This is a genomic window from Streptomyces sp. NPDC056883, from assembly GCF_042788835.1.
Lineage (GTDB): Bacteria > Actinomycetota > Actinomycetes > Streptomycetales > Streptomycetaceae > Streptomyces > Streptomyces stoeckheimensis.
In genome coordinates this window covers 252298-270453 of the sequence record NZ_JBHUBS010000004.1, presented here as the reverse complement: position 1 = coordinate 270453, position 18156 = coordinate 252298, and the positions used below count along the sequence as shown (strand labels likewise).

The window sequence follows — 18156 nt, the reverse complement described above, 5'->3', positions numbered from 1 at the left end:
GGGGTGGGGGGCTTGGTTCCTGTGGGGGGGGGTGGTAGGGGGGGGGGCGTTTTCCTCCTCCCCTCTCCCCCCCGGGGGGGCCACCCCCCGAAGGTGTGGTCTTCTGCCTCCCCCCCCTTCGCCCCGGGCCTGCGTGGCGGAGTTCACGTACGGCCTGCTCCAGGAGGTCTCGGTGGCGGAGCCGCCCCGACCGGCCTGACGGGTCAGGAGCGCAGGAAGGCCCGTACGCCCGCCGAGGTGGGATCGTCCCCGAGCAGGTCGTTGTGCTTGAGGCAGCCGACCGGAGTGTTGGCCGCCCCGGTGAGCGGGACGCTGTCGTCGGGGTTGATGACCTCGTCGCAGTTCGACCAGAAGGTGGCATACCGCACCGCGCCGGGGGTCTCGTCGCCGGAGTTCAGGTTCTTCACCACGTAGGAGCCGGGGGTCATGTCCCGGCAGGCCTGGTCCCACAGGGCGCAGGCCCAGGCGGTGGAGGTGCCGCGGTTGGGGCCGGCGAGGGAGACCCAGCGGTCGACGTAGGGGCCGCCGCCGCCGAACTTCACGTACCAGCGGGTGACCAGCGAGCCGAAGGAGTGGGCGACGAGGTCCACCCGGGCGGCGCCGGTCTGCCGGCGCACCTCGGCCACGTAGGCGGCGAGCCGTCCGGAGAGGACCTCGTTGACCGACTGGTGGGTGTCGTAGCCGAAGGAGAAGAGCTCGGAGTCGGTGTATCCGTCGGCGCGCAGGTCCTCGCGCAGGGAGCCCCAGACGCCGGGGTCGGCGTTGTAGCCGTGCACGAAGACCACCGGATTGCGCGCACCGGCCGCCCCGGGAACCGCGCCGGAGGAGGCCTGGGCCGGGAGCGCGGGCGCCGCGAGCAGCGCCAGGCAGAGCGTCAGCAGCGCGAGCAGTCGCTGGCGGACCGTCAGCATCGAGTCCCCTTTACCTTGTTACGCACGAGTAGCACGATCGGTGCGGGCATGGTCGCGCCTGGCGTCGCAGAATTCCACCCCCGTGCAGCACCCACCGGCACCCCTCGTGACCCTTCCGTATCTCAAGACACCCCCCACCCGGAGCATCAAATCGGGCAATACGGGTAATTCACCCGAGAAGATACGAAGTGTGACCGGCACCCGCCGGTCTTCTTGCGTCAGCGCTCTCGGGAGGATCTGCCGTGACCGTAAGTCTTGAGCAGTTGCGCCGCTGCCACGTGGCCGTCGACCTCGGAGCGGCCAGGACCCGCGTCTACGTCAAGGGCCTCGGCCTGGTCGTGGACGAGCCCAGTGTCGCCGCCGTCAACACGCGGACCGGTGCACTCATCGCCGTCGGCACCTTCGCCGAGCGGATGACCGGCCGCACGCCCGACTACATCAGGGTCGTCCGCCCCGTCTCCGGCGGCACCGTCGTGGACATCGAGATGGCCCAGCGCATGCTGCGCCACCTCCTCGGCGAGAAGCTGCGGCGCGCCCTGCGCCGCAAGCCCCGGCTGCGGGCCGCCGCCTGCACCCCGCACGATGCCGACCCGCTCGCCCAGCGCGCGGCGGTGGAGACGATGGTCGGGCTCGGCGCCCGGCGCGTCGAACTCGTCGACACCCTGATCGCGGCGGCCGTCGGCTGCGGACTGCCCGTGGAGCAGCCGACCGCGACGATGATCATGGTGTGCGGGGCCGCCGCCACCCAGGTCGCCGTCCTCTCCCTCGGCTCCATCGTCACCGCCGTACGGATCCCGGTCGGCGGCGAGGCCATCGACCACGCCGTCGTGCAGCACCTGCGCCACGCGCACGAGCTGATGCTGCCCAGCCAGGCCGTCCGCCCGCTCCAACTGGCCCTGCACGGCAACGGCATCACCGCCGGCGGACCGACCTCCACCCTCATCCACGGCCGCGACGTGGCCACCGGCCTCGCCCGCTCCGTCCACGTGGACACCGCGGCCGTCCGGGACGCCATCCACACCCCGCTGACCGCCGTGCTCGACGGCATCGGCAAGGTGCTGCGCGACTGCCCGCCGGACCTGGTGGCCGATCTGACCGACCGAGGGATCATGATGGTGGGTGGCAGCGCCCTGTTGCCGGGCCTGGACCAGATGCTCCGCGATGCCACCGGGATGCCCGTGGCCATCGCCGAACGTCCGGACGTCTGCGCGGTACTGGGCCTCGGCATGATGCTCGAAGGGAAGATCGCCCCCATGGTTCTGAACCCCCTGGCCGAATGACGCGCGCCGAGTCCTCCGCTCCGCCACCCGGGGACGGGACGGGCGTCGCCGCCCGCCAGGCCGCGAGCCTGCCCGTCCTCCTGGAGGCGGTCCTGAGCGTCGGTTCCGAACTCGAACTGCGGACCACCCTCCAGCACATCGTGGATTCGGCGACCGAACTGTGCGCGGCACGCTACGGAGCGCTCGGGGTCGTCGACCCCGAGCGCGCCCGGCTGACCGAGCTGTTCACCTCCGGCATGACCGAGGCCGAGAAGGCCGCGATCCCCCACCTGCCGGACGGCCGTTCCGGCCTGCTCGGCGCCCTGATCACCGATCCGCGCCCGCTCGTGCTGGAGGACCTCCACCAGGACCCCCGCGCGGCGGGATTCCCTCCGGGACACCCTCCGATGAAGGGCTTCCTCGGCGTCCCCATCCGGGTCCACACCGAGGTCTTCGGCAACCTCTACCTCACCGACAAACAGGGCGGCGGCCCGTTCACGGACGAGGACCTCGCGCTCGTGCGCGTCCTGGCCTCGCAGGCGGGGATAGCGATCGGCAACGCCCGGCTGTACGAGACCGCGCGCCGCCGGGAGCGCTGGATCGAGGGCGCCGCCGCCGTGACCACCACCCTGCTGGCGGGCCGGCCGGCCGCGGACGCGCTGATGTGCGTGGCCGAACGGGCCAGGCTGCTGGCCGACGCCGCGGCCGGGGTCGTCCTCCAGCCGACCCCCGAGGGCGGCATGGAGATCGTGGCCGCCTCCACGCACGGGGACCCCGGAGACCTGGTGGGCACGGCCATCGCCCCGGGCTCGGCGGTCCTGGAACAGCTCCTGGGCGGGGAGCCGGTGTTCATAGAGGACTCGGCGACGGACCCCCGGATGACCACGCACGTCCGGGAGCGCTTCGGCCCCAGCATGATGCTGCCCCTCCAGAGCGGCGGCCAGCTCATCGGCACGCTCGCCCTGCCGCGGGTCCGCGGCGGCCCCGCCTACGACGCGGTCGACCGGCTGCTGGCCTCGCAGTTCGCCTCCCAGGCCGCGCTGGCCCTGGTCCTGGCGGACGCGCAGCACGACCGTGAGCAGCTGGCCGTCTACGAGGACCGGGACCGCATCGCCCGCGACCTCCACGACCTGGTGGTCCAGCGGCTGTTCGCGACCGAGATGATGCTGGAGAGCACCCGGCGGCGCTCCGCCAAGTCGCCCGCCGGGGACACGGTCGGCGAGGAACTGGGCCGCGCGGTGGACGAGCTCGACTCCACCATCCAGGAGGTCCGCACGGCCATCTTCGCCCTCCAGCAGCCGCCGACGGACGCCCCGACCACCTTCCGGGGCCGGGTCCTGCGGGAGACCGGCGGGGCGGCGGTCCTGCTGGGCTTCCAGCCGTCGGTGCACTTCGCGGGCACGGTGGACGCGCTGCTCCCGGATCCGGTCGCGGGCGATCTCCTCGCCGCCCTGCGTGGTGCGCTGGCCGCGGCGCACCGGCGTGCGGAGGTCACCTCCATCGAGGTCGAGGTCGACGCGGTCCCCGCCCGGGTCCGCCTCACCGTCTCCGACGACGGCCGCACGGAATCAGGCACCCGAGGCACCACCCTGACCTGGGAAGCCCCGCTCTGACCCCGATGGGGTGCGGGTGGGCGGGCCCTGCGGGGCGGGGTCCCCTACCCACCCTTCCACCGTTCCCCGGGCTCCGCCCGGACCCGGTCCTCAAACGCCGGACGGGCTGGATTTTCCGGCTCTGCCGGAAAAATTCAGCCTCGCCGGCGCTTGAGGCGCGGGGTCTGGGCCGGCGGGACGCTAGCGGTGTACCGGGGCGCGGCCCGTACGCTGGCGGCGTGACGATCCGACCCTCGGCCCGCGCCGCCATCGCCTCCGCCACCGACCCCGGCAGCTTCAGCGAACTCCCCGCCCCGCCCGGGGACTCCGCCCCCGACGGCCCCCTCGGCTGGGCCGGCTACGACGACTCCCGCGCCCGCGCCACCGCGCGGACCGGCGAGGACGAGTCCGTCGTCACCGGCACCGCCCGCATCGGCGGCCGCGAAGCCACCGTGATCGCCTTCGAGTTCGGCTTCCTCGGCGGGTCCCTCGGCCAGCGCACCGGCGACCGGCTGGAGGCGGCCTACACCCACGCCCGCACCCACCGCCTCCCCCTGGTCTCCCTCATCGCCACCGGCGGCTCCCGCATGCAGGAGGGCATGCTCGCGCTGACCCAGCTGCAGCGCGTGGCCCGCCAGTCCGCCCTCACCCGCGCCGCGGGCCTCCCCCAGATCGCCGTCCTGCGCGACCCCACGACCGGCGGCGGCTGGGCCACCCTCGGGGCGGGGGCCGACGTGATCCTCGCGCTGCCCGGGGCGCAGGTCGGGTTCGCCGGGTCCCGGGTGCGGCCGCCGGACGCGGATCCGGGCGCCTACACCGCCGAGGGGCAGTACGCCGCCGGGCACGTGGACGCCCTCGTGCCCGCCCTGCAGCTCCCCGCGACCCTGGCGGCCTGGCTCCGGGTGCTGGCCGCGCCGCGCTCCGCCGAACCCGTGGAACCCCCCGCCGCGCTGGCCGACGTAGAGCTGCCGGCCACGGGATGGGACGCCGTCCGGCAGGCCCGTCACCCCGGACGGCCGCGCGCGGAGCAGTACCTGGACTCCTACTTCGAGCTCCGCCTCCACCTCTCCGGCGACCGGGCGGGCGGCACCGACCCCGGGATGCTGTGCGGGATCGGGCTCCGGGAGGGCCGGGCCGTGGCCTACGCCGCCCAGTGCGGCACCGCCACCCGCCCGGCCGGGTACCGTACGGCGGCCCGCGTCGTCCGGCTCGCGGACCGGCTCGGGATCCCGGTGCTCACCCTCGTGGACACCCCCGGCGCGGCCAACGACGCCGCCGCCGAGCACGCGGGCGCGGGCGCGGCCATCGCCGACGCCTTCGCGGCGCTCGCCTCGGCCGCGGTCCCCGTCACCACGCTGCTCATCGGCGAGGGCGGCTCGGGCGGCGCCCTCGCCCTGGCGGCGCACGGCAACACCTGGGTCACCCCGGACAGCTACTTCTCGGTGATCGCCCCCGAACTGGCGGCGGCCATCCTCAAGCGCCCCGCGGAATCGGCCCCGGCGACGGCGGACCAACTGCGCGTCCGCCCCCAGGACCTGGTCGCCCTGGGCGTCGCCCGCGGCATCGTCTCCCCCGCGAAGGAGGGGTCCCTCTGAGGACCTAGTGCCCCCAGCTGCGCGCCGGGAGCCTCACGTCCACCCGGTACAGCCGGGTGATCTGCTGCTGGAACTCGTTGTCGTCGCTGGTCAGCAGCAGCCGTACGCGTCCGAACCCGCCGTGCCCGTCTTCGTCCGTGACCACCATGCCCTCGACGTTGTCGACCAGCGGGTGGTTCTGCGGCAGCTTGGACGGCGCGCCCAGCGTCGGGCAGCCGTCGAGGTCGCCGATCGGCGTCTTGCGCGCGGTCCGCAGTCCCGGACCCTCCACCAGCGCCGCCACCGTCGAGGTGTCGGTGGCGCCCAGCGGGTCGGCGACGTACAGCCGCACCGTGATCTTGAACTGCTGGGTGAAGCCGCGCTCCAGCACGATCAGCCGGCCGTCGCGCGTCGGCGCGAGCTCCACCAGCCCGTGCCCGGCGTCCACCGGGTACGCGTACTGCCGCCCGAGGACGAACTCGCCGCCTGGGCCCCGGCGTTCCCAGGTCTGGATCCGCTGGAGGGTCCGCCCCTGCGCGTCCTTGCCGTCGCCGGCCAGCACGCCCTCGACGCCGGCGACGAGGGTGTGCCCGCCGGGCAGCAGGGTCAGGGACTCGAAGGTCTGGTTCACGGTGGCCCGGCCCTCGGGCGCGAGCTTGAAGCCGCCGGGGATCGGCAGCGAGCCCAGTACCTCGCCGGTGCGGGAGTACCGCCGGATCGCCGGAGCGTTCTCGTCCGTCACCAGGTAGGTGCCGTCGCGGTCGACGACGATCCCCTCGGAGTCGAGGGCCTTGCCCGCGCCGTCGGTCAGCGGCAGCCGCGCGGCGGCCGTCGCCGTCGGGGTGTCGCCGCGGCCCACGTTCAGCTTGTACAGGGCCGACTTGTCGGAGATCGCGGCGACCGTGCCGTCCCGGTCCACCGCGAGTCCGGAGAGCCCGCCGACCAGCTTCCCGTCGATCAGGGTCTTGTCGAGGGAGTCCGAGTAGCCGGCGACCGAGAGATACGGCGAGCAGGAACGGTCCCCCTTCGGCGCCCCGGGGGCCGTGGGTGCGGCGAGGGCCTGCGGAACGAGAGCTCCGGAGAGCGCGGCGGTGGCCACGGCGGTGGTGACGAGCGTACGAAGGCGCATGAAGGCCTTCCTCCTGGATCAGAAGGGGAGTTGCGAGGTGGCGCGGGGGGCGGCGATTACTTCCTAACTGTCATATGGCGAATCGAAAGAAAACGGAAGCCCCGGCAACGCGATGGCAACGAACCCGCCAACTTCCCTTCACATCCGTCCGGATCGGGCGAACCGCGCCGGGCTGATCCCCACGTGCCGCCCGAAGTGCCGGGTCAGGTGCGCCTGGTCATAGAAGCCCGCCGCCACCGCGGCCTCGGCCGGCCGCATCCCCGCCAGCAGCAGCCGCCGCGCCTTCGCGACCCTCAGCCCGGTGAGGTAGGCGTGCGGAGGGAGCCCGAACGCCTGCCGGAAGCTGCGGATCAGGTGGGTGGGATGGGCGTGTCCCAGAAGCGCGGAAGCCTCCTCCAAGGTGATCCCGCCGAGGACCCGCGCATCGAGGAGCTCGCGCAGTCGTACGGCCGTATCCCGGCCCGGAGCCCCGTACGGGACCACCGGGCGCCCCTCCAGCCACGTGCGCAGCCGCTCCTGGACGAAGGCGAGCCGCGACTGCGCCTCCAGTCGCTCGACCGCGCCGGCCGGTAACTCCCGGGAGCCCAGCGCGCGGTGCAGTCCGTGCACCCGGTCCCGCAGGGCGGCGTCGAGCAGCAGCGGCGCATCGACGGCGGCCCCGGTCAGCGACTCCGGGAGCACGGACGCGTCGAGGTACAGCACCCGCTTGCGGAAGCCCGCCTCGGTGACGGTCCGCCCGTCGTGCACCACCCCGGGCGGCAACAGGGCCACCGTGTCCGAGCCGCCCACGCCGTGCCGTTCGCGGTCGAGCCCGAAGTCGACGCGGCCGCCGTCGAGGATCATCAGCGTCCACGTGTCGTGGACGTGCGCGGGGTAGGCGTGATCGGTGAACCGGGCGTGGAACACCTCGGCGATGCCCGGCACCGGCGGCTGCCAGGCCGAGACCGTGCTGTGCGGACGTATCGCAGCTGACATGTCAGGAACGTACAAGACCCTCGGCCCGCACCCCGGCAGCCTGTCCGCATGACGACACCCGAGAAGACGACGGCCGAGAGCACGCACGAGCACGGCAACCCGGCAGGCACGGGGCACGTGGTGAACATCGCGGAGAAGCTGGCCGGTTTCACCGAGCAGTGGGTCCCGCACCGGATCGCCCGGATCAACGACTACGAGGTCAAGATCGCCAAGATCCAGGGCGAGTTCATCTGGCACACCCACGAGGACACCGACGAGCTCTTCCTCGTCGTCAGCGGCACCCTGACGCTCCGGCTGCGCGCCGGGGACGTCGTACTGAACCCCGGGGAGATCTACGTGGTCCCCCGCGGGGTGGAGCACTGCCCGCAGGCCGACGGGGAGACGGCGATCCTGCTGTTCGAGCCCGCCGGCACCGCCAACACCGGCGGGGAGGTCAGCGACCGCACGCGCGAGCCGGTGGACGCGTAGCGACTCGGGCAGGGAACCACAGGATCCCTCTGGGATGTCCCACGCACGGGGACACGAGGGAGGGGTGGGCCGTGCGTGGTTCCGGGGAAGGCTCCAACGGCACGTGGTGGAACGGCAGTCGCTTATGGGCGCCGGCGCTGGCGAATCTCCTGATCGGGGTGGTCGCCGTCATTCCGTGCGGGTGCGTCTGGTGGCTCCTGACGGAGTACCCGTCGGCGCGATGCGGCGGTGACTGGGCCTGCAACGAGGAAGCGTCCGAATCCGCGTTCGCCATGACGGGCTTCGCCCTGATCGGCGGCACGGTCGTCCTGGGACTGGTACTGGTGGTGGACGTCCTCATGCCGCGGCAAGAGGACTGGCGACTTCGCAATTGGCTCGGCATGGCCGCGCTGGTCCCGGTTCCCTTCGCCGTCGGCCGGGCCCTGGGCTGGTGGTAGCGACGCTTCCGCCTCAGGCCTGAGGCGTTCGCGCGTCGTACCGGGCGAAGCCCCGCCACCGCGCGGCCAGCAGCGCCAGGACGAGGACGCAGCCGAGCCCGCCGCCCGTGATCGCGACGGTCGGGGAGGTGAGCTCGGCGGTGGCCCCGGCGAGGAAGTCCCCGAGCCGGGGCCCGCCGGCGACGACCACGACGAAGACGCCCTGCAGTCGGCCCCGCATGTCGTCCGGGGTCGCGGCCTGCATCATCGTGGTGCGGAACACCATCGAGATGCTGTCGGCGCATCCGGCCAGGGCCAGGAAGACCAGCCCGAGCCAGAGGTCCCGGGTCAGCCCGAAGACGGCGATGGCCAGCCCCCAGGCGGCGACGGAGAGCAGGATCGCCACCCCGTGCCGTCGGATCCGCCCCTGCCAGCCGGAGAGCAGCCCCCCGAGCAGCGCCCCGACGGCCGGTGCGGCCACGAGCAGCCCGACCGTCTTGGCGTCGCCGCCGTACCAGAGCACGGCGACGGCCGGGAACAGCGCCTTCGGCTGGGCCAGGACCATGGCGGCCATGTCGGAGAAGAAGGTCATCCGGATGTTGGGCCGTGTCCCCAGGAAGCGCAGGCCGTCGAGCACGGAGGCCCGCCCCCTGCGGTCACCGGCCCCCTCGGGCTTCATCGGCGGCAGCCGCCACATCGTGTAGAGGGCGGCGCCGAAGGTGAGGGCGTCGACCAGGTAGGCGGCCTGGTAGCCCCACCAGCCGACGACGACCCCGCCCAGCGCCGGGCCGGCCGTCATCCCGAAGGTCCACGTCATGGAGTTCAGCGCGTTGGCGGCGGGCAGCTGCTCCACGGGCAGCAGCCGCGGGATCATCGCGGACCGGGCGGGCGCGTTGAGGGCCCCGCAGAGGGACTGGAGCGCGACCACGGAGTACAGCAGCCAGACCCGGTGGTAGTCCAGGAGCGCGGCGCCGGCCAGGGCGAAGGAGAGCACGGCCAGACCGAGCGCACTGACGAGGCCGAGCTTGCGCCGGTCGACGGTGTCGGCGATGGCCCCGCCGTAGAGCCCGAAGGTGACCAGCGGGACGAGCGAGCAGAGCCCGACGAGTCCGACGGAGAAGCTGGAGCCGGTGATCTCGTAGACCTGGAGCGAGATGGCCAGGGCGGTCATCGCCTGGCCCAGCGAGGACACGGTTCCGCCGAACCACAGCCGGCGGAAGTCCGGAGAGGTCTTCAGCGGGGTGGGATCGGCCCATATGCGGCGCCGGGGGCGGGTGGACGGGGGTGGAGCCGTCGTACGAGTCACATCGGATGATAAGCCGCCCCCGCTCGGGCCCCGGCCGCCCCCACCCGCCCCCGGCCGAAGTCCGGCCGAAGTCCGGTCGAGCGGCCTCCGCAATTCCCGCACGGGCACCACTCACCCCACCCGGAACCCGAGCCCCGCCGCGGCGCATTTCTTGCCGGTAACTCGCCACTATCACCGGACATTTGACCGAATAGACGTGCGCTCCTCGCCTGAAGTTCAGCTCATGATGAAAAGACTCGTATGTCCAGGGAGGCGCAGTGATCGAACCTGGCACCAGCACCACGAGCACCGGCACCACGACAACGGGCACCACAGCAGCCGGCACCACGAGAACGGGGCCGAAGACGCAGGGACCGCGCGCGACCGGTCCGGTCTTCCCCCTCACCCTGGGGGTCGAGGAGGAATTCCTCCTCGTCGACGCCCGCACCCTGCGGGTGGTCCCGGCCGCCCCGCTCGTCCTGTCCACCGCCGCGGGGCTCCCCCACGAACTGCACCCCGAGGGCACCCGCTACCAGGTGGAGATCTCCACCCCCGTCGCCGACTCGGCCGCGATCCTGCGCAGCGAGCTCGCCGGCTTGCGGCGCACCCTCGCGCGGGCCGCCCGCGCCCACGGCTGCCGGCTGCTGGCCGCGCCCTCGCCGGTGGTCGCCCTGGAGGGCCCCCTCCACCTGACCGACGACGAGCCGCGCCAGCGCGAGCAGGCCCGGCGCTTCGGCGCGCTCACCGACACCCTCGTCAGCTGCGGGCGGCACGTCCACATCGGCACCCTCGACGTGGACACGGCGGTGGCCGTCTCCAACCGGATCCGGCCCTGGCTGCCCACGCTGATCGCGCTGGCGGCCAATTCCCCCTTCTGGGGCGGCCGCGACACCGGCCACGCCAGCTGGCGGGCGATGGCCTGGGCGGGCTGGCCCTCGGCGGGCCTGCCTCCGCACCACACCTCGACGGCCCACTTCCGGCGCTCCGTGCAGACCCTGCTCGGCTCCGGGGCGGCCCTCGACACCAAGATGGTCTACTGGGACCTCCGGCCCTCGGGGAACTGGCCGACGCTCGAACTCCGGGCCCCGGACATGTCCCCGGACATCGACTCGGCCATCCTCCAGGCCGAACTGGCCCGCGCCCTCGTCGCGACGGCCCTGCGCGAGATCGCCGAGCAGCGGCCGGATCCGCCCGTACGGGAAGACGTACTGCGCCTCGCGCGCTGGCGGGCGGCCCACGACGGCCTGGAGGGCTTCGGGCTGGACCCTTACACGGGCGTGGAACTCCCGGCGGCGGACCTGGCGGAGGCCCTGCTCGACCTGGTGGCCCCCGAACTGGCCGCGTCCGGCGACCTCGACCACGCGTCGAGAACCATGGCCGGCCTCCTGCGCGACGGCTCGGGCGCCCACCGCCAGCGCACGGCCTTCGCCCGCCGCGGCGACCTGAAGGACGTCCTGCGCCACCTGGTGGACGAGACGGAGGCCTCCTGACCCCCGCGGAAGCCCGCGGAAGTCCCACGGACCGCCCCTGATCCGATCCGGCCGGACACTGCTCGGCGCTCCTCAACCGGCGGCGGTGCAGCGATCACCGCACCGCCGCCTTCGGGCTGCGCGAGCATGCGCCCGGCGCCTCATCGTCGGCCGGGCCGGCGAGCGCGCTCCAGCCACGGTGCTCCGGGGGGATGGCCAGGGAGACCATCGAGTTGATCAGCATCATGCGTGAGAACAGCCGGGCGACCTCGGGGGTGGACATACCCGTCACGCGGATCGCCGTCGCCCACAACCGCTCCCAGCCGGACACCACCTCGTCCCGGATCTCGGGATCGGAATACGCGGCCGCGTACAGCTGCATCTGCATCATCGGCAGTTCTCCGCTTGCCCTCTGCACCTCCCATGCCCGCTGTACCGCGCGCACGGCCGCCGGACCGGTCAGGTCGCCCGCCGCGGTTTCGAAGGTCTCCACGGTCCGGTCGAAGCAGTGGCGTGCGGTCGCGCGGAAGAGCGCCTTCTTGTTGGCGAACAGCCGGAACAGATAAGGCTGGGAGACCCCCGCGCCCCGGGCGATGGCCTGGGTGGATGTGCCGTGGAGCCCGTACCGGGCGAACTCCGACAGGGCGATACGCACCACCGCCGTCCGGCGGTCCTCCGCACTCAGCCGCACGCATGCCTCCGGTTCCCGCTCGACGTCGTCCTCCCGGAGCGACCGGGAGATGCGTCGCGCCGGGATGCCCTTGGCGGCCCGGCGCGACGCATCTCAGACTTCCGCTGTTCCTTCCCCGCCGCCTCCGGAGGGCGCTCCGTGCGCGACCGGGCAGCCGGACGCGGCGGCCTGAGGCGCCGTGTCGGGCAGGGTGACGTCCGGTACCTCGACTGCCCCGGGGCTGCGGTCCGTTACCGGACGGAGCGTCATCCGGATGCCGTGCTTGGCGCGCAGTGAGATGTCCGGCTGCATCACCACGGGATGCCCCGGCACCATGTCCAGGTGGAACCGCTGCAGCAGGGAGGCCACCACAATGGTCAGCTCCATGTTGGCGAAGGCCATGCCGACACAGTTGCGGGGACCTCCGACGTACGGCACATAGGCGTACCTCGGCCGGCCCGCCGAGCGCTCGCGGGTGAACCGCTCGGGGTCGAAGCCCTCGGGATTGTCCCAGAACTCCGGATTGCGGTGCGTGATGTACGTACTGAGCAGCAGGAAGGAGCCCGCGGGGATGTGGTAGCCGCTCAGCACATCGTCCTTCAGCGGCATCCGTGCCACCTGCCACAGCGGCGGATAGAGCCGCAGCGCCTCCTGGATGAACAGCTTCAGGTACTTCAGCTGCGGCAGGTCCTCCATCGTCGGCGGCCGGTCCCCCAGCACCTGGAGGACCTCGGCCCTGGCCCGGTCGGTCTCCGCGGGGCGGGTGGAGAGCAGATGGCAGATCCACGACAGGGTCGCGGCCACCGTCTCGTGCCCGGCGATGAACAGCGTCATCACCTGGTCGCGGAGCTGCTCGTCCGTCATCAGCCGGCCCGTCTCCGGGTCGGGAGTGTGCATCAGCATCGACAGCAGGTCCTGGGCTTCGCCGTCGGCCGGCCTGGAGCGGCGCTCGGCGATCAGCCGGTACACCGTGTCGTCCAGCAGCTTGCGGGCCGCCCTGAAGCGACGGTTCCGAGGGGTCGGCACCTTCTCCGGGATGTCCGCGACGGCTATCAACTTGGCGTTGATGTGCTCCAGTTGGGCGGCGACCGCCGAGCCGAGCGCCAGCGCGTCACGCGACCAGTCCGCCTGGAACAGGCAGCGTGCCAGGATCTCCAGCGTCAGGCTCTGCATCTCCGTCCTGGCGTCCATCGCCTCGCCGCGCCGGGCGATCCCGTCCCACCGGCCCAGCATGCGCTCCGTGCTGTCCACCATCACATCGGCGAACCGCGCCAGCGGCTCCCTGCGGAACGTCGGTGCGACGGTGCGCCGTTGGGCACGCCACACCTCGCCCTCGGTGGTGACCAGTCCCTGCCCGACCGACACCCCGACCTTGCGGTTGAAGTCGTCGGGGTGCGGATAGTTCTCGAAGTTGTCCGCCAGGATGCGCTTGAGGTCGTCGGGGTGAGTGACCAGCACCACCGGCACGGGCCCCCGGAACTGCACCAGGTCGCCGTGGTCGCGCCAGGCGCTGACGAAGGTCTCCAGGGGGTTGCGGCGGAAGTCGAGCGCGGAGCCGAGCAGCGGCAGGCCCAGCGGACCCGGAGGACGCCGCCGCGCCCCCGTACCGCTCTGCCCCGCCATCACGCGGCTCCTTCCCCGGCGGCCTTGACGTGCTGCAGCCGCATCGGCATGCCGCCGCGCGGATACAGGAACACATTGGACGTCGGCTCGCAGACGTGCCCGCCGGCCAGCGTCAGCCGGTAGTCCTGCAGGATCCGGGCGATGACCAACGGCGCCTCCAGGACGGCCACCGAAGATCCCGGGCAGAGCCGGGGACCGCGTGAGAACGGGATGTACGCGTAGAGGGGTGCGCCACCCGTCGCGCTCTTCTCGAACCGCTCGGGCCTGAAGCCCTCCGGGTTCTCCCAGAACTCCGGGTGCCGGTGCATCAGATAGGGGCTGATGAACACCTGGGACCCGGCGGGTATGTGATAGCCGCCGATCTCGTCGTCCTCGATCGGACTGCGCGACATGGTCCACACCGATGGGTAGAGCCGCAGCACCTCCTGGTAGAAGGCGCGCAGATAACGGAGCTTGGGCAGATCGGAGGCGTCCGGCAGCCGGTCCCCGCACACCTCGGCGACCTCGGCGCGCGCCCTGCGCTCCGACTCCGGGTGCCGCGACATCAGCGAGAAGGCCCACACCAACGACAGTGCGGTCGTCTCGTACCCGCCGAGGAACATCGTGACGACCTCGTCGCGCAGCTGCTTGTCCGACATCCGGTCGCCGGTCTGCTCGTCCTGCGCGTTCAGGAAGCGGGTCAGCAGATCGTCCGGGGGCTCCGGGTCCCTGCGCCGGTCGGCGATGAGCCCGTAGACGAAGGAGTCGAGCAGCGAGCGCGCTTTCAGGAACTGCGTGCGGGCCTTGCTCGGCAGCGCCTGCGGAAGCTCCACGAAGCGCTGCAGCCGTACGTTGGTGTACGCGTTGCAGATGCGCACCGCGCGGGCCAGCTCCCCCGCCCTGCTGCTCACATCGGTGCTGAACAGCGTCTGCATGACGATGTTCAGCGCCAGCCGGAACATCTCCGGAGTGATGTCGAAGGTCTCCTCGCGGGAGGCACGCCCCCGCCACTCGTGCACCAGATCACTGGTGGCTTCGACCATCGCGGGCCCGAAGCCGGAGATGCGCGAGCCCTTGAAGGCGGGCTGGGCGAGGCGGCGCTGCCGGAAGTGGAATTCGCCGTTGCTGGTGAACATGCCTTGGCCGACCCAGGGTTCGAACTTGCCGACCGACAGCGGGTCCTTGGGGTAGTTGGGCTGGCGGTCGTCGAGAACGTGCTTGATGTGGTCCGGGTGGGAGATCAGGAAGAGGTTGCGCTTGCCCGGCAGACGGAAGCGGACGATGTCGCCGTACTCCCGCCAGGACCGGGTGAAGGTGCCGACCAGATCACGGACCAGGTCGGGGCCGCAGCCGACCACGGGATAGCCTTGCGGTCCCGGGGCCTGGCGGAGGCGGCCGCTCGAAGTCAGACTCATGGTGCCTCGCTCTGCTGGTGGCCGGGGGTCAGCGGTTGCGGATCTTGTGCTTGGCGACGTGCAGGATGTTGCGAGAGGTCAGCTTGAGGATCGCGCCGAGGCCGCTGCCCGGCTCGGGTGCCATACCGCACTGCTCGACCATCGACGCCGTGCTCTCCTCGTGCCACAGCTCGGAGAACTTGCCGTCACGGACGATGTGGAAGTCGAGGCCGGTCATCGTCATCCGCTTGCCGGTGCCCGGGAATCCGTACAGCTCACCGTGGAAGGTGCCGGTCGCGGTCCAGCGGTCGATGACCTTGTCGCCCATGATCGTCACGTCGTCGAGCGAGAAGCGGAGGTCGGGGAAGGCGTCGTGCATCAGCTGGACGGCGGCGCGGTGTCCGGCAGGCCCCTGCGGGCAGCCCGGCAGCGGCATGTGGTCCTTCCAGTCGGCCGACAGCAGATCGCGCTCGGTCTCGGCGTTGTTCTTGTCCCAGACCTCTTCGATGTAGCGGCGGGCCATTTCGTAGTACGTCTTGTCGAGCGAGCCGTCGAAGTTGGCGGCGGTCTGGGTGTCGATGAACGTGGGACGGGACATCAGAAATCCTCCAGAACGGTGAGTTCGGTGCGGTGCGATGCGGTGCGGTGCGGGAACGCCGTACGGCTCACAGCTCGGGGCCGACGTCGGCGACTCCGTCGGCGCGCAGGATCTGCTGGGCCGTGTGGCTGCCGGAGACGATCACACGGAGCGCACTGGCGGCCTGCGCCCAGTGGCCGGAGAGGTAGAGCCCTTCGATCGGGGTGTGGTACGTGAGCCGCTTGCTGCCGGCCTGCGCCGGGGTGTTCTCCCAGCCGTACGCCGCGCCTCGGTGGTTGCCCGTGAACCGCTCCAGCGTCAGCGGGGTCGAGCTGCTGACGAAGGTGAGTCCGTCCTTGAAGCCCGGGTAGAGCCGCTCGATCAGGTTGAGGTACTTCTCCTCCAGCTTCGGCTTCAGCTCCGACCAGGGCTCGGGGCCGTCGTAGGGCGCCAGTGCCGTCGAGGTGACCAGGTGTTCCCCGGGCGGGCCGAGGCTCGGGTCCAGGAGCGTGGGCACGACCACCACGGTGGCCGGGGCCTCGCCCGCGGAGAAGCCGGCGAAGTTGGCGTCGTGGTCGTCGGTCTCGTAGATGAAGGTCTCGTGCGCGCCACCCGCCGCGGCGATGTCCAGGGTCGTGGCGGCGTACACCACGAACATCGACATGGAGCCCTTGAGCGAGCGCAGCCTGCGGTTGTAGGCCTTCGGCAGATGCTCGAGGCCCACCAGGTCGTGGAAGGTGTGCGTGGCGTCCGCGTTGGAGATCACGACCGGTGCGCGCAGCTCCTGCCCGCCGGCCAGCACCACGCCCTCGGTACGGCCGTCCTTCACCAGGATCTTCTCGACGCCGGAATTGGTGACGATCTTGCCGCCGTCGCGTTCGATGGCCGTGGTGAAGGCCTTGACCAGGTGCTGGAAGCCGCCCTTGCAGTGGTAGAGCCCGTGCATCTGGGTGTAGAGGAAACGGGCGAACAGCTCGAAGGAGAGCTGCGACGGCGGCAGTCCCATGTAGGGCCAGCCGGCACTGCAGAACGCCTTGCAGCGCGGGTCCTTGATGAACTGATCCATCACGTCGCCGAGTGTGGACATCCGGTTCCCGAAGAGGGTGGGGAACTTCTCGACGGCCGCGCCCAGTTCCTGCGGGGAGAGCTGGAGCGGCACCTGGTGGGCCTCTTCGAGGAACTTCTCGCAGAGCCCGAAGAAGCCCCTGATCCCCTCCTCCTCGTGAGGGAAGAGCTCGATGTGCGAGGCGATGAAAGCCTCGGAGCCGAACGGCGCGTCCAGCACGTCGTCGTCGATGACCACCCGGTACAGCGCGTCGGACTCGACGAACTCGCACATCTCGCGCACGTCGAGATAGCGCAGCAGGACGTCGATGGTGCCGCCCTCGGCCGCACCGGGCACGACGTGGATGGCCGGGTCGTAGTAGCGCTCGCCGGCCTGGAAGGCGTGCGCGTATCCGCCGATGCCCTGCGCCTTCTCGGCCACCAGGACGCGCCGTCCGAACTTGGCCAGGAAGGCGGCGGCGGCCAGGCCTCCCAGTCCGCTGCCGACGACGATGACGTCGTAGTCGGCTTCCAGCAGAGGTCCTTCTGAATCGGTCATGGCGTCTCCAAGGGGCGTGAGCTGCTCTCTTCATTCAGAGAGATCCGCCGGCGGCCTCCGCGGATACAGTCGCCGTCAGCGGAACTCGGGGAGCGGCAGCGTCGACCGGGTGAACAGCCGGGTCAGGAGCGCCCTGGGCATGCCGCCCATCATCCGGTCCCGCACCGGGGCCGGCAGGGAACGCATGCGCAGCATGCCCCGGGCCCGATCGAAGTGCTTCAGCACCCGGGGATAGCGGTCGTCCTCGTAGGTGCGCAGGGCCGCCACCAGGTCGTCGGCACGCGCCAGCCGCGCGGCGAGTACGCCCGCGTCCTCCATCGCCATGCAGGCGCCCTGGCCGATGGTCGGCAGGATCGGATGCGCGGCGTCACCGAGCAGGGTGACCCGGCCGCGCCCCCAGTTCCGTACCGGACGCCGGTCCCAGGCCTGCCCGGGGAAGAGCTGCTCCTTCGGGGTCCTGGCGACCAGGTCGCGGACCACTTCGGGCCAGCCGTCCCCAGTGGGCGGTTCGTCGATCGAGCCGTCCACGAACCAGTACACCCGGTCCCTGGTCAGCGGCATGATGCCGCAGGTCCCCTTGCGCCCGAAATGGAAGTCGGTGCCCTCGTACGTCCAGTTGCCGCCGCGCTCGACGACGCCCTGCCAGCTCTCCAGCGGGTTCTCCCTGCGGTCGTCCTGACCCGGCGGTAGCAGTCCCCGGCGAACCGTGGAGCCCACCCCGTCCGCGCCGACGACGACGTCCGCGCGCAGCACCTCGCCGTCGGCGAGGGTGACGGTGCCGTCCGTGTCCGCGCGGATCACCTCGGCGCCGAACCGAATGTCCGTCCCGGCTTGTGCGATCAGGGTGTCGAGGAGTTCCGCACGGGTCACGCCCTGCCCGGTGACGCCATAGGTGTCCTGGAGGAACCGCAGGTCGATGGAGGCGATCTGCCCCTTGGTCGCGCCGAACATCCGGGCCGAGCCGATGGGCTGGCAGACCTTCAGCAGTGCTTCGTACATGTCGTCGCCGCCGGAACGGCGCACGGCGCGCAGGGCATTGGGCCATAGGGTGATCGCCAGACCGTCCCGGCGCTCCGTCGAGCGCTCCAGGACCGTGACGTCCCAGTCCTGCCGGGTGAGCATTCCGGCCAGGGTGAGGCCACCCACCCCGCTGCCCACAATGATCGCGGACCGTCGTGCCATCGCTGATCCCCCTCTTTCGTACGGAAGTTGTGGTGCCGTGTGGACTTCGG

At 71.8% G+C, this 18156-nt stretch carries 16 protein-coding genes; 6 read left to right on the top strand and 10 right to left on the bottom strand.

The genetic code is table 11. The annotated features are described in order from the left end of the window. Positions 1 to 203: 203 nt before the first annotated feature. A complete protein-coding gene (locus ACFRU2_RS13110) occupies positions 204 to 911 on the bottom strand; it encodes an esterase/lipase family protein (RefSeq protein WP_382971416.1) in 708 nt (235 codons plus the stop codon). 242 nt (positions 912 to 1153) lie between these two features. Here ACFRU2_RS13110 and ACFRU2_RS13105 point away from each other — a divergent pair, with 242 nt between their 5' ends. The 3 genes from ACFRU2_RS13105 (at position 1154) to ACFRU2_RS13095 (ending at position 5357) form a co-directional block, all read left to right on the top strand. After that, positions 1154 to 2191: a rod shape-determining protein gene (locus tag ACFRU2_RS13105; RefSeq protein ID WP_250745591.1), complete on the top strand. Its 1038-nt coding sequence runs from the start codon at positions 1154 to 1156 to the stop codon at positions 2189 to 2191. Then, positions 2188 to 3783: a GAF domain-containing protein gene (locus tag ACFRU2_RS13100; protein WP_382971413.1), complete on the top strand. Its 1596-nt coding sequence runs from the start codon at positions 2188 to 2190 to the stop codon at positions 3781 to 3783. The genes ACFRU2_RS13105 and ACFRU2_RS13100 overlap by 4 nt, the downstream gene beginning before the upstream one ends. 218 nt (positions 3784 to 4001) lie before the next feature. After that, entirely contained in the window at positions 4002 to 5357 is a 1356-nt protein-coding gene (locus ACFRU2_RS13095; protein WP_382971410.1) for a carboxyl transferase domain-containing protein, read from the top strand. Positions 5358 to 5361: 4 nt separating this feature from the next. Here ACFRU2_RS13095 and ACFRU2_RS13090 read toward each other — a convergent pair whose 3' ends face one another. Both ACFRU2_RS13090 and ACFRU2_RS13085 read right to left on the bottom strand, forming a co-directional pair. After that, complete coding sequence (locus ACFRU2_RS13090) at positions 5362 to 6465, bottom strand: esterase-like activity of phytase family protein (protein ID WP_382971408.1); 1104 nt, start codon at positions 6463 to 6465, stop codon at positions 5362 to 5364. A 138-nt stretch (positions 6466 to 6603) separates the two neighbouring features. Then, positions 6604 to 7440 carry a helix-turn-helix domain-containing protein gene (locus tag ACFRU2_RS13085; RefSeq protein WP_382971406.1) on the bottom strand — a complete coding sequence of 279 codons (837 nt, stop codon included), beginning with the start codon at positions 7438 to 7440 and terminating at the stop codon, positions 6604 to 6606. Positions 7441 to 7488: 48 nt separating this feature from the next. Here ACFRU2_RS13085 and ACFRU2_RS13080 point away from each other — a divergent pair, with 48 nt between their 5' ends. Together ACFRU2_RS13080 and ACFRU2_RS13075 are read left to right on the top strand one after the other, a co-directional pair. Further along, positions 7489 to 7908, top strand: a complete 420-nt coding sequence (locus tag ACFRU2_RS13080) for a cupin domain-containing protein (protein ID WP_382971404.1) — start codon at positions 7489 to 7491, stop codon at positions 7906 to 7908. A gap of 71 nt (positions 7909 to 7979) precedes the next feature. After that, a complete protein-coding gene (locus ACFRU2_RS13075; RefSeq protein ID WP_382971401.1) occupies positions 7980 to 8345 on the top strand; it encodes a hypothetical protein in 366 nt (121 codons plus the stop codon). A 13-nt stretch (positions 8346 to 8358) separates the two neighbouring features. Here ACFRU2_RS13075 and ACFRU2_RS13070 read toward each other — a convergent pair whose 3' ends face one another. Next, complete coding sequence (locus ACFRU2_RS13070) at positions 8359 to 9630, bottom strand: MFS transporter (RefSeq protein ID WP_382971398.1); 1272 nt, start codon at positions 9628 to 9630, stop codon at positions 8359 to 8361. Between the two features lie 257 nt (positions 9631 to 9887). Here ACFRU2_RS13070 and ACFRU2_RS13065 point away from each other — a divergent pair, with 257 nt between their 5' ends. Continuing rightward, positions 9888 to 11099, top strand: a complete 1212-nt coding sequence (locus tag ACFRU2_RS13065; protein WP_382971396.1) for a glutamate--cysteine ligase — start codon at positions 9888 to 9890, stop codon at positions 11097 to 11099. 94 nt (positions 11100 to 11193) lie between these two features. Here ACFRU2_RS13065 and ACFRU2_RS13060 read toward each other — a convergent pair whose 3' ends face one another. The 6 genes from ACFRU2_RS13060 to ACFRU2_RS13035 all read right to left on the bottom strand — a co-directional run bounded on the left by ACFRU2_RS13060 (position 11194) and on the right by ACFRU2_RS13035 (position 18106). Then, entirely contained in the window at positions 11194 to 11769 is a 576-nt protein-coding gene (locus ACFRU2_RS13060) for a TetR/AcrR family transcriptional regulator (RefSeq protein WP_382971393.1), read from the bottom strand. A gap of 93 nt (positions 11770 to 11862) precedes the next feature. Further along, positions 11863 to 13371: a cytochrome P450 gene (locus tag ACFRU2_RS13055; protein WP_382971390.1), complete on the bottom strand. Its 1509-nt coding sequence runs from the start codon at positions 13369 to 13371 to the stop codon at positions 11863 to 11865. After that, positions 13371 to 14765 carry a cytochrome P450 gene (locus tag ACFRU2_RS13050; protein WP_382971387.1) on the bottom strand — a complete coding sequence of 465 codons (1395 nt, stop codon included), beginning with the start codon at positions 14763 to 14765 and terminating at the stop codon, positions 13371 to 13373. The genes ACFRU2_RS13055 and ACFRU2_RS13050 overlap by 1 nt, the downstream gene beginning before the upstream one ends. 28 nt (positions 14766 to 14793) lie before the next feature. Beyond that, the gene (locus tag ACFRU2_RS13045; RefSeq protein ID WP_382971384.1) at positions 14794 to 15342 is read right to left on the bottom strand and encodes an ester cyclase; all 549 of its coding nucleotides are present in this window, start codon (positions 15340 to 15342) and stop codon (positions 14794 to 14796) included. Positions 15343 to 15409: 67 nt separating this feature from the next. Then, positions 15410 to 16924: a phytoene desaturase family protein gene (locus tag ACFRU2_RS13040; RefSeq protein WP_382971381.1), complete on the bottom strand. Its 1515-nt coding sequence runs from the start codon at positions 16922 to 16924 to the stop codon at positions 15410 to 15412. Between the two features lie 75 nt (positions 16925 to 16999). Beyond that, entirely contained in the window at positions 17000 to 18106 is a 1107-nt protein-coding gene (locus tag ACFRU2_RS13035; RefSeq protein WP_382971378.1) for an FAD-dependent oxidoreductase, read from the bottom strand. Positions 18107 to 18156: the final 50 nt, after the last annotated feature.

Excerpts from the sequence above, each read along its gene's own strand:
- ACFRU2_RS13050 (WP_382971387.1), bottom strand. The coding sequence starts at position 14,765 with ATGAGTCTGACTTCGAGCGGCCGCCTCCGCCAGGCCCCGGGACCGCAA.
- ACFRU2_RS13080 (WP_382971404.1), top strand. The coding sequence starts at position 7,489 with ATGACGACACCCGAGAAGACGACGGCCGAGAGCACGCACGAGCACGGC.
- ACFRU2_RS13045 (WP_382971384.1), bottom strand. The coding sequence starts at position 15,342 with ATGTCCCGTCCCACGTTCATCGACACCCAGACCGCCGCCAACTTCGAC.
- ACFRU2_RS13055 (WP_382971390.1), bottom strand. The coding sequence starts at position 13,371 with ATGGCGGGGCAGAGCGGTACGGGGGCGCGGCGGCGTCCTCCGGGTCCG.
- ACFRU2_RS13035 (WP_382971378.1), bottom strand. The coding sequence starts at position 18,106 with ATGGCACGACGGTCCGCGATCATTGTGGGCAGCGGGGTGGGTGGCCTC.
- ACFRU2_RS13090 (WP_382971408.1), bottom strand. The coding sequence starts at position 6,465 with ATGCGCCTTCGTACGCTCGTCACCACCGCCGTGGCCACCGCCGCGCTC.
- ACFRU2_RS13100 (WP_382971413.1), top strand. The coding sequence starts at position 2,188 with ATGACGCGCGCCGAGTCCTCCGCTCCGCCACCCGGGGACGGGACGGGC.
- ACFRU2_RS13110 (WP_382971416.1), bottom strand. The coding sequence starts at position 911 with ATGCTGACGGTCCGCCAGCGACTGCTCGCGCTGCTGACGCTCTGCCTG.
- ACFRU2_RS13085 (WP_382971406.1), bottom strand. The coding sequence starts at position 7,440 with ATGTCAGCTGCGATACGTCCGCACAGCACGGTCTCGGCCTGGCAGCCG.
- ACFRU2_RS13040 (WP_382971381.1), bottom strand. The coding sequence starts at position 16,924 with ATGACCGATTCAGAAGGACCTCTGCTGGAAGCCGACTACGACGTCATC.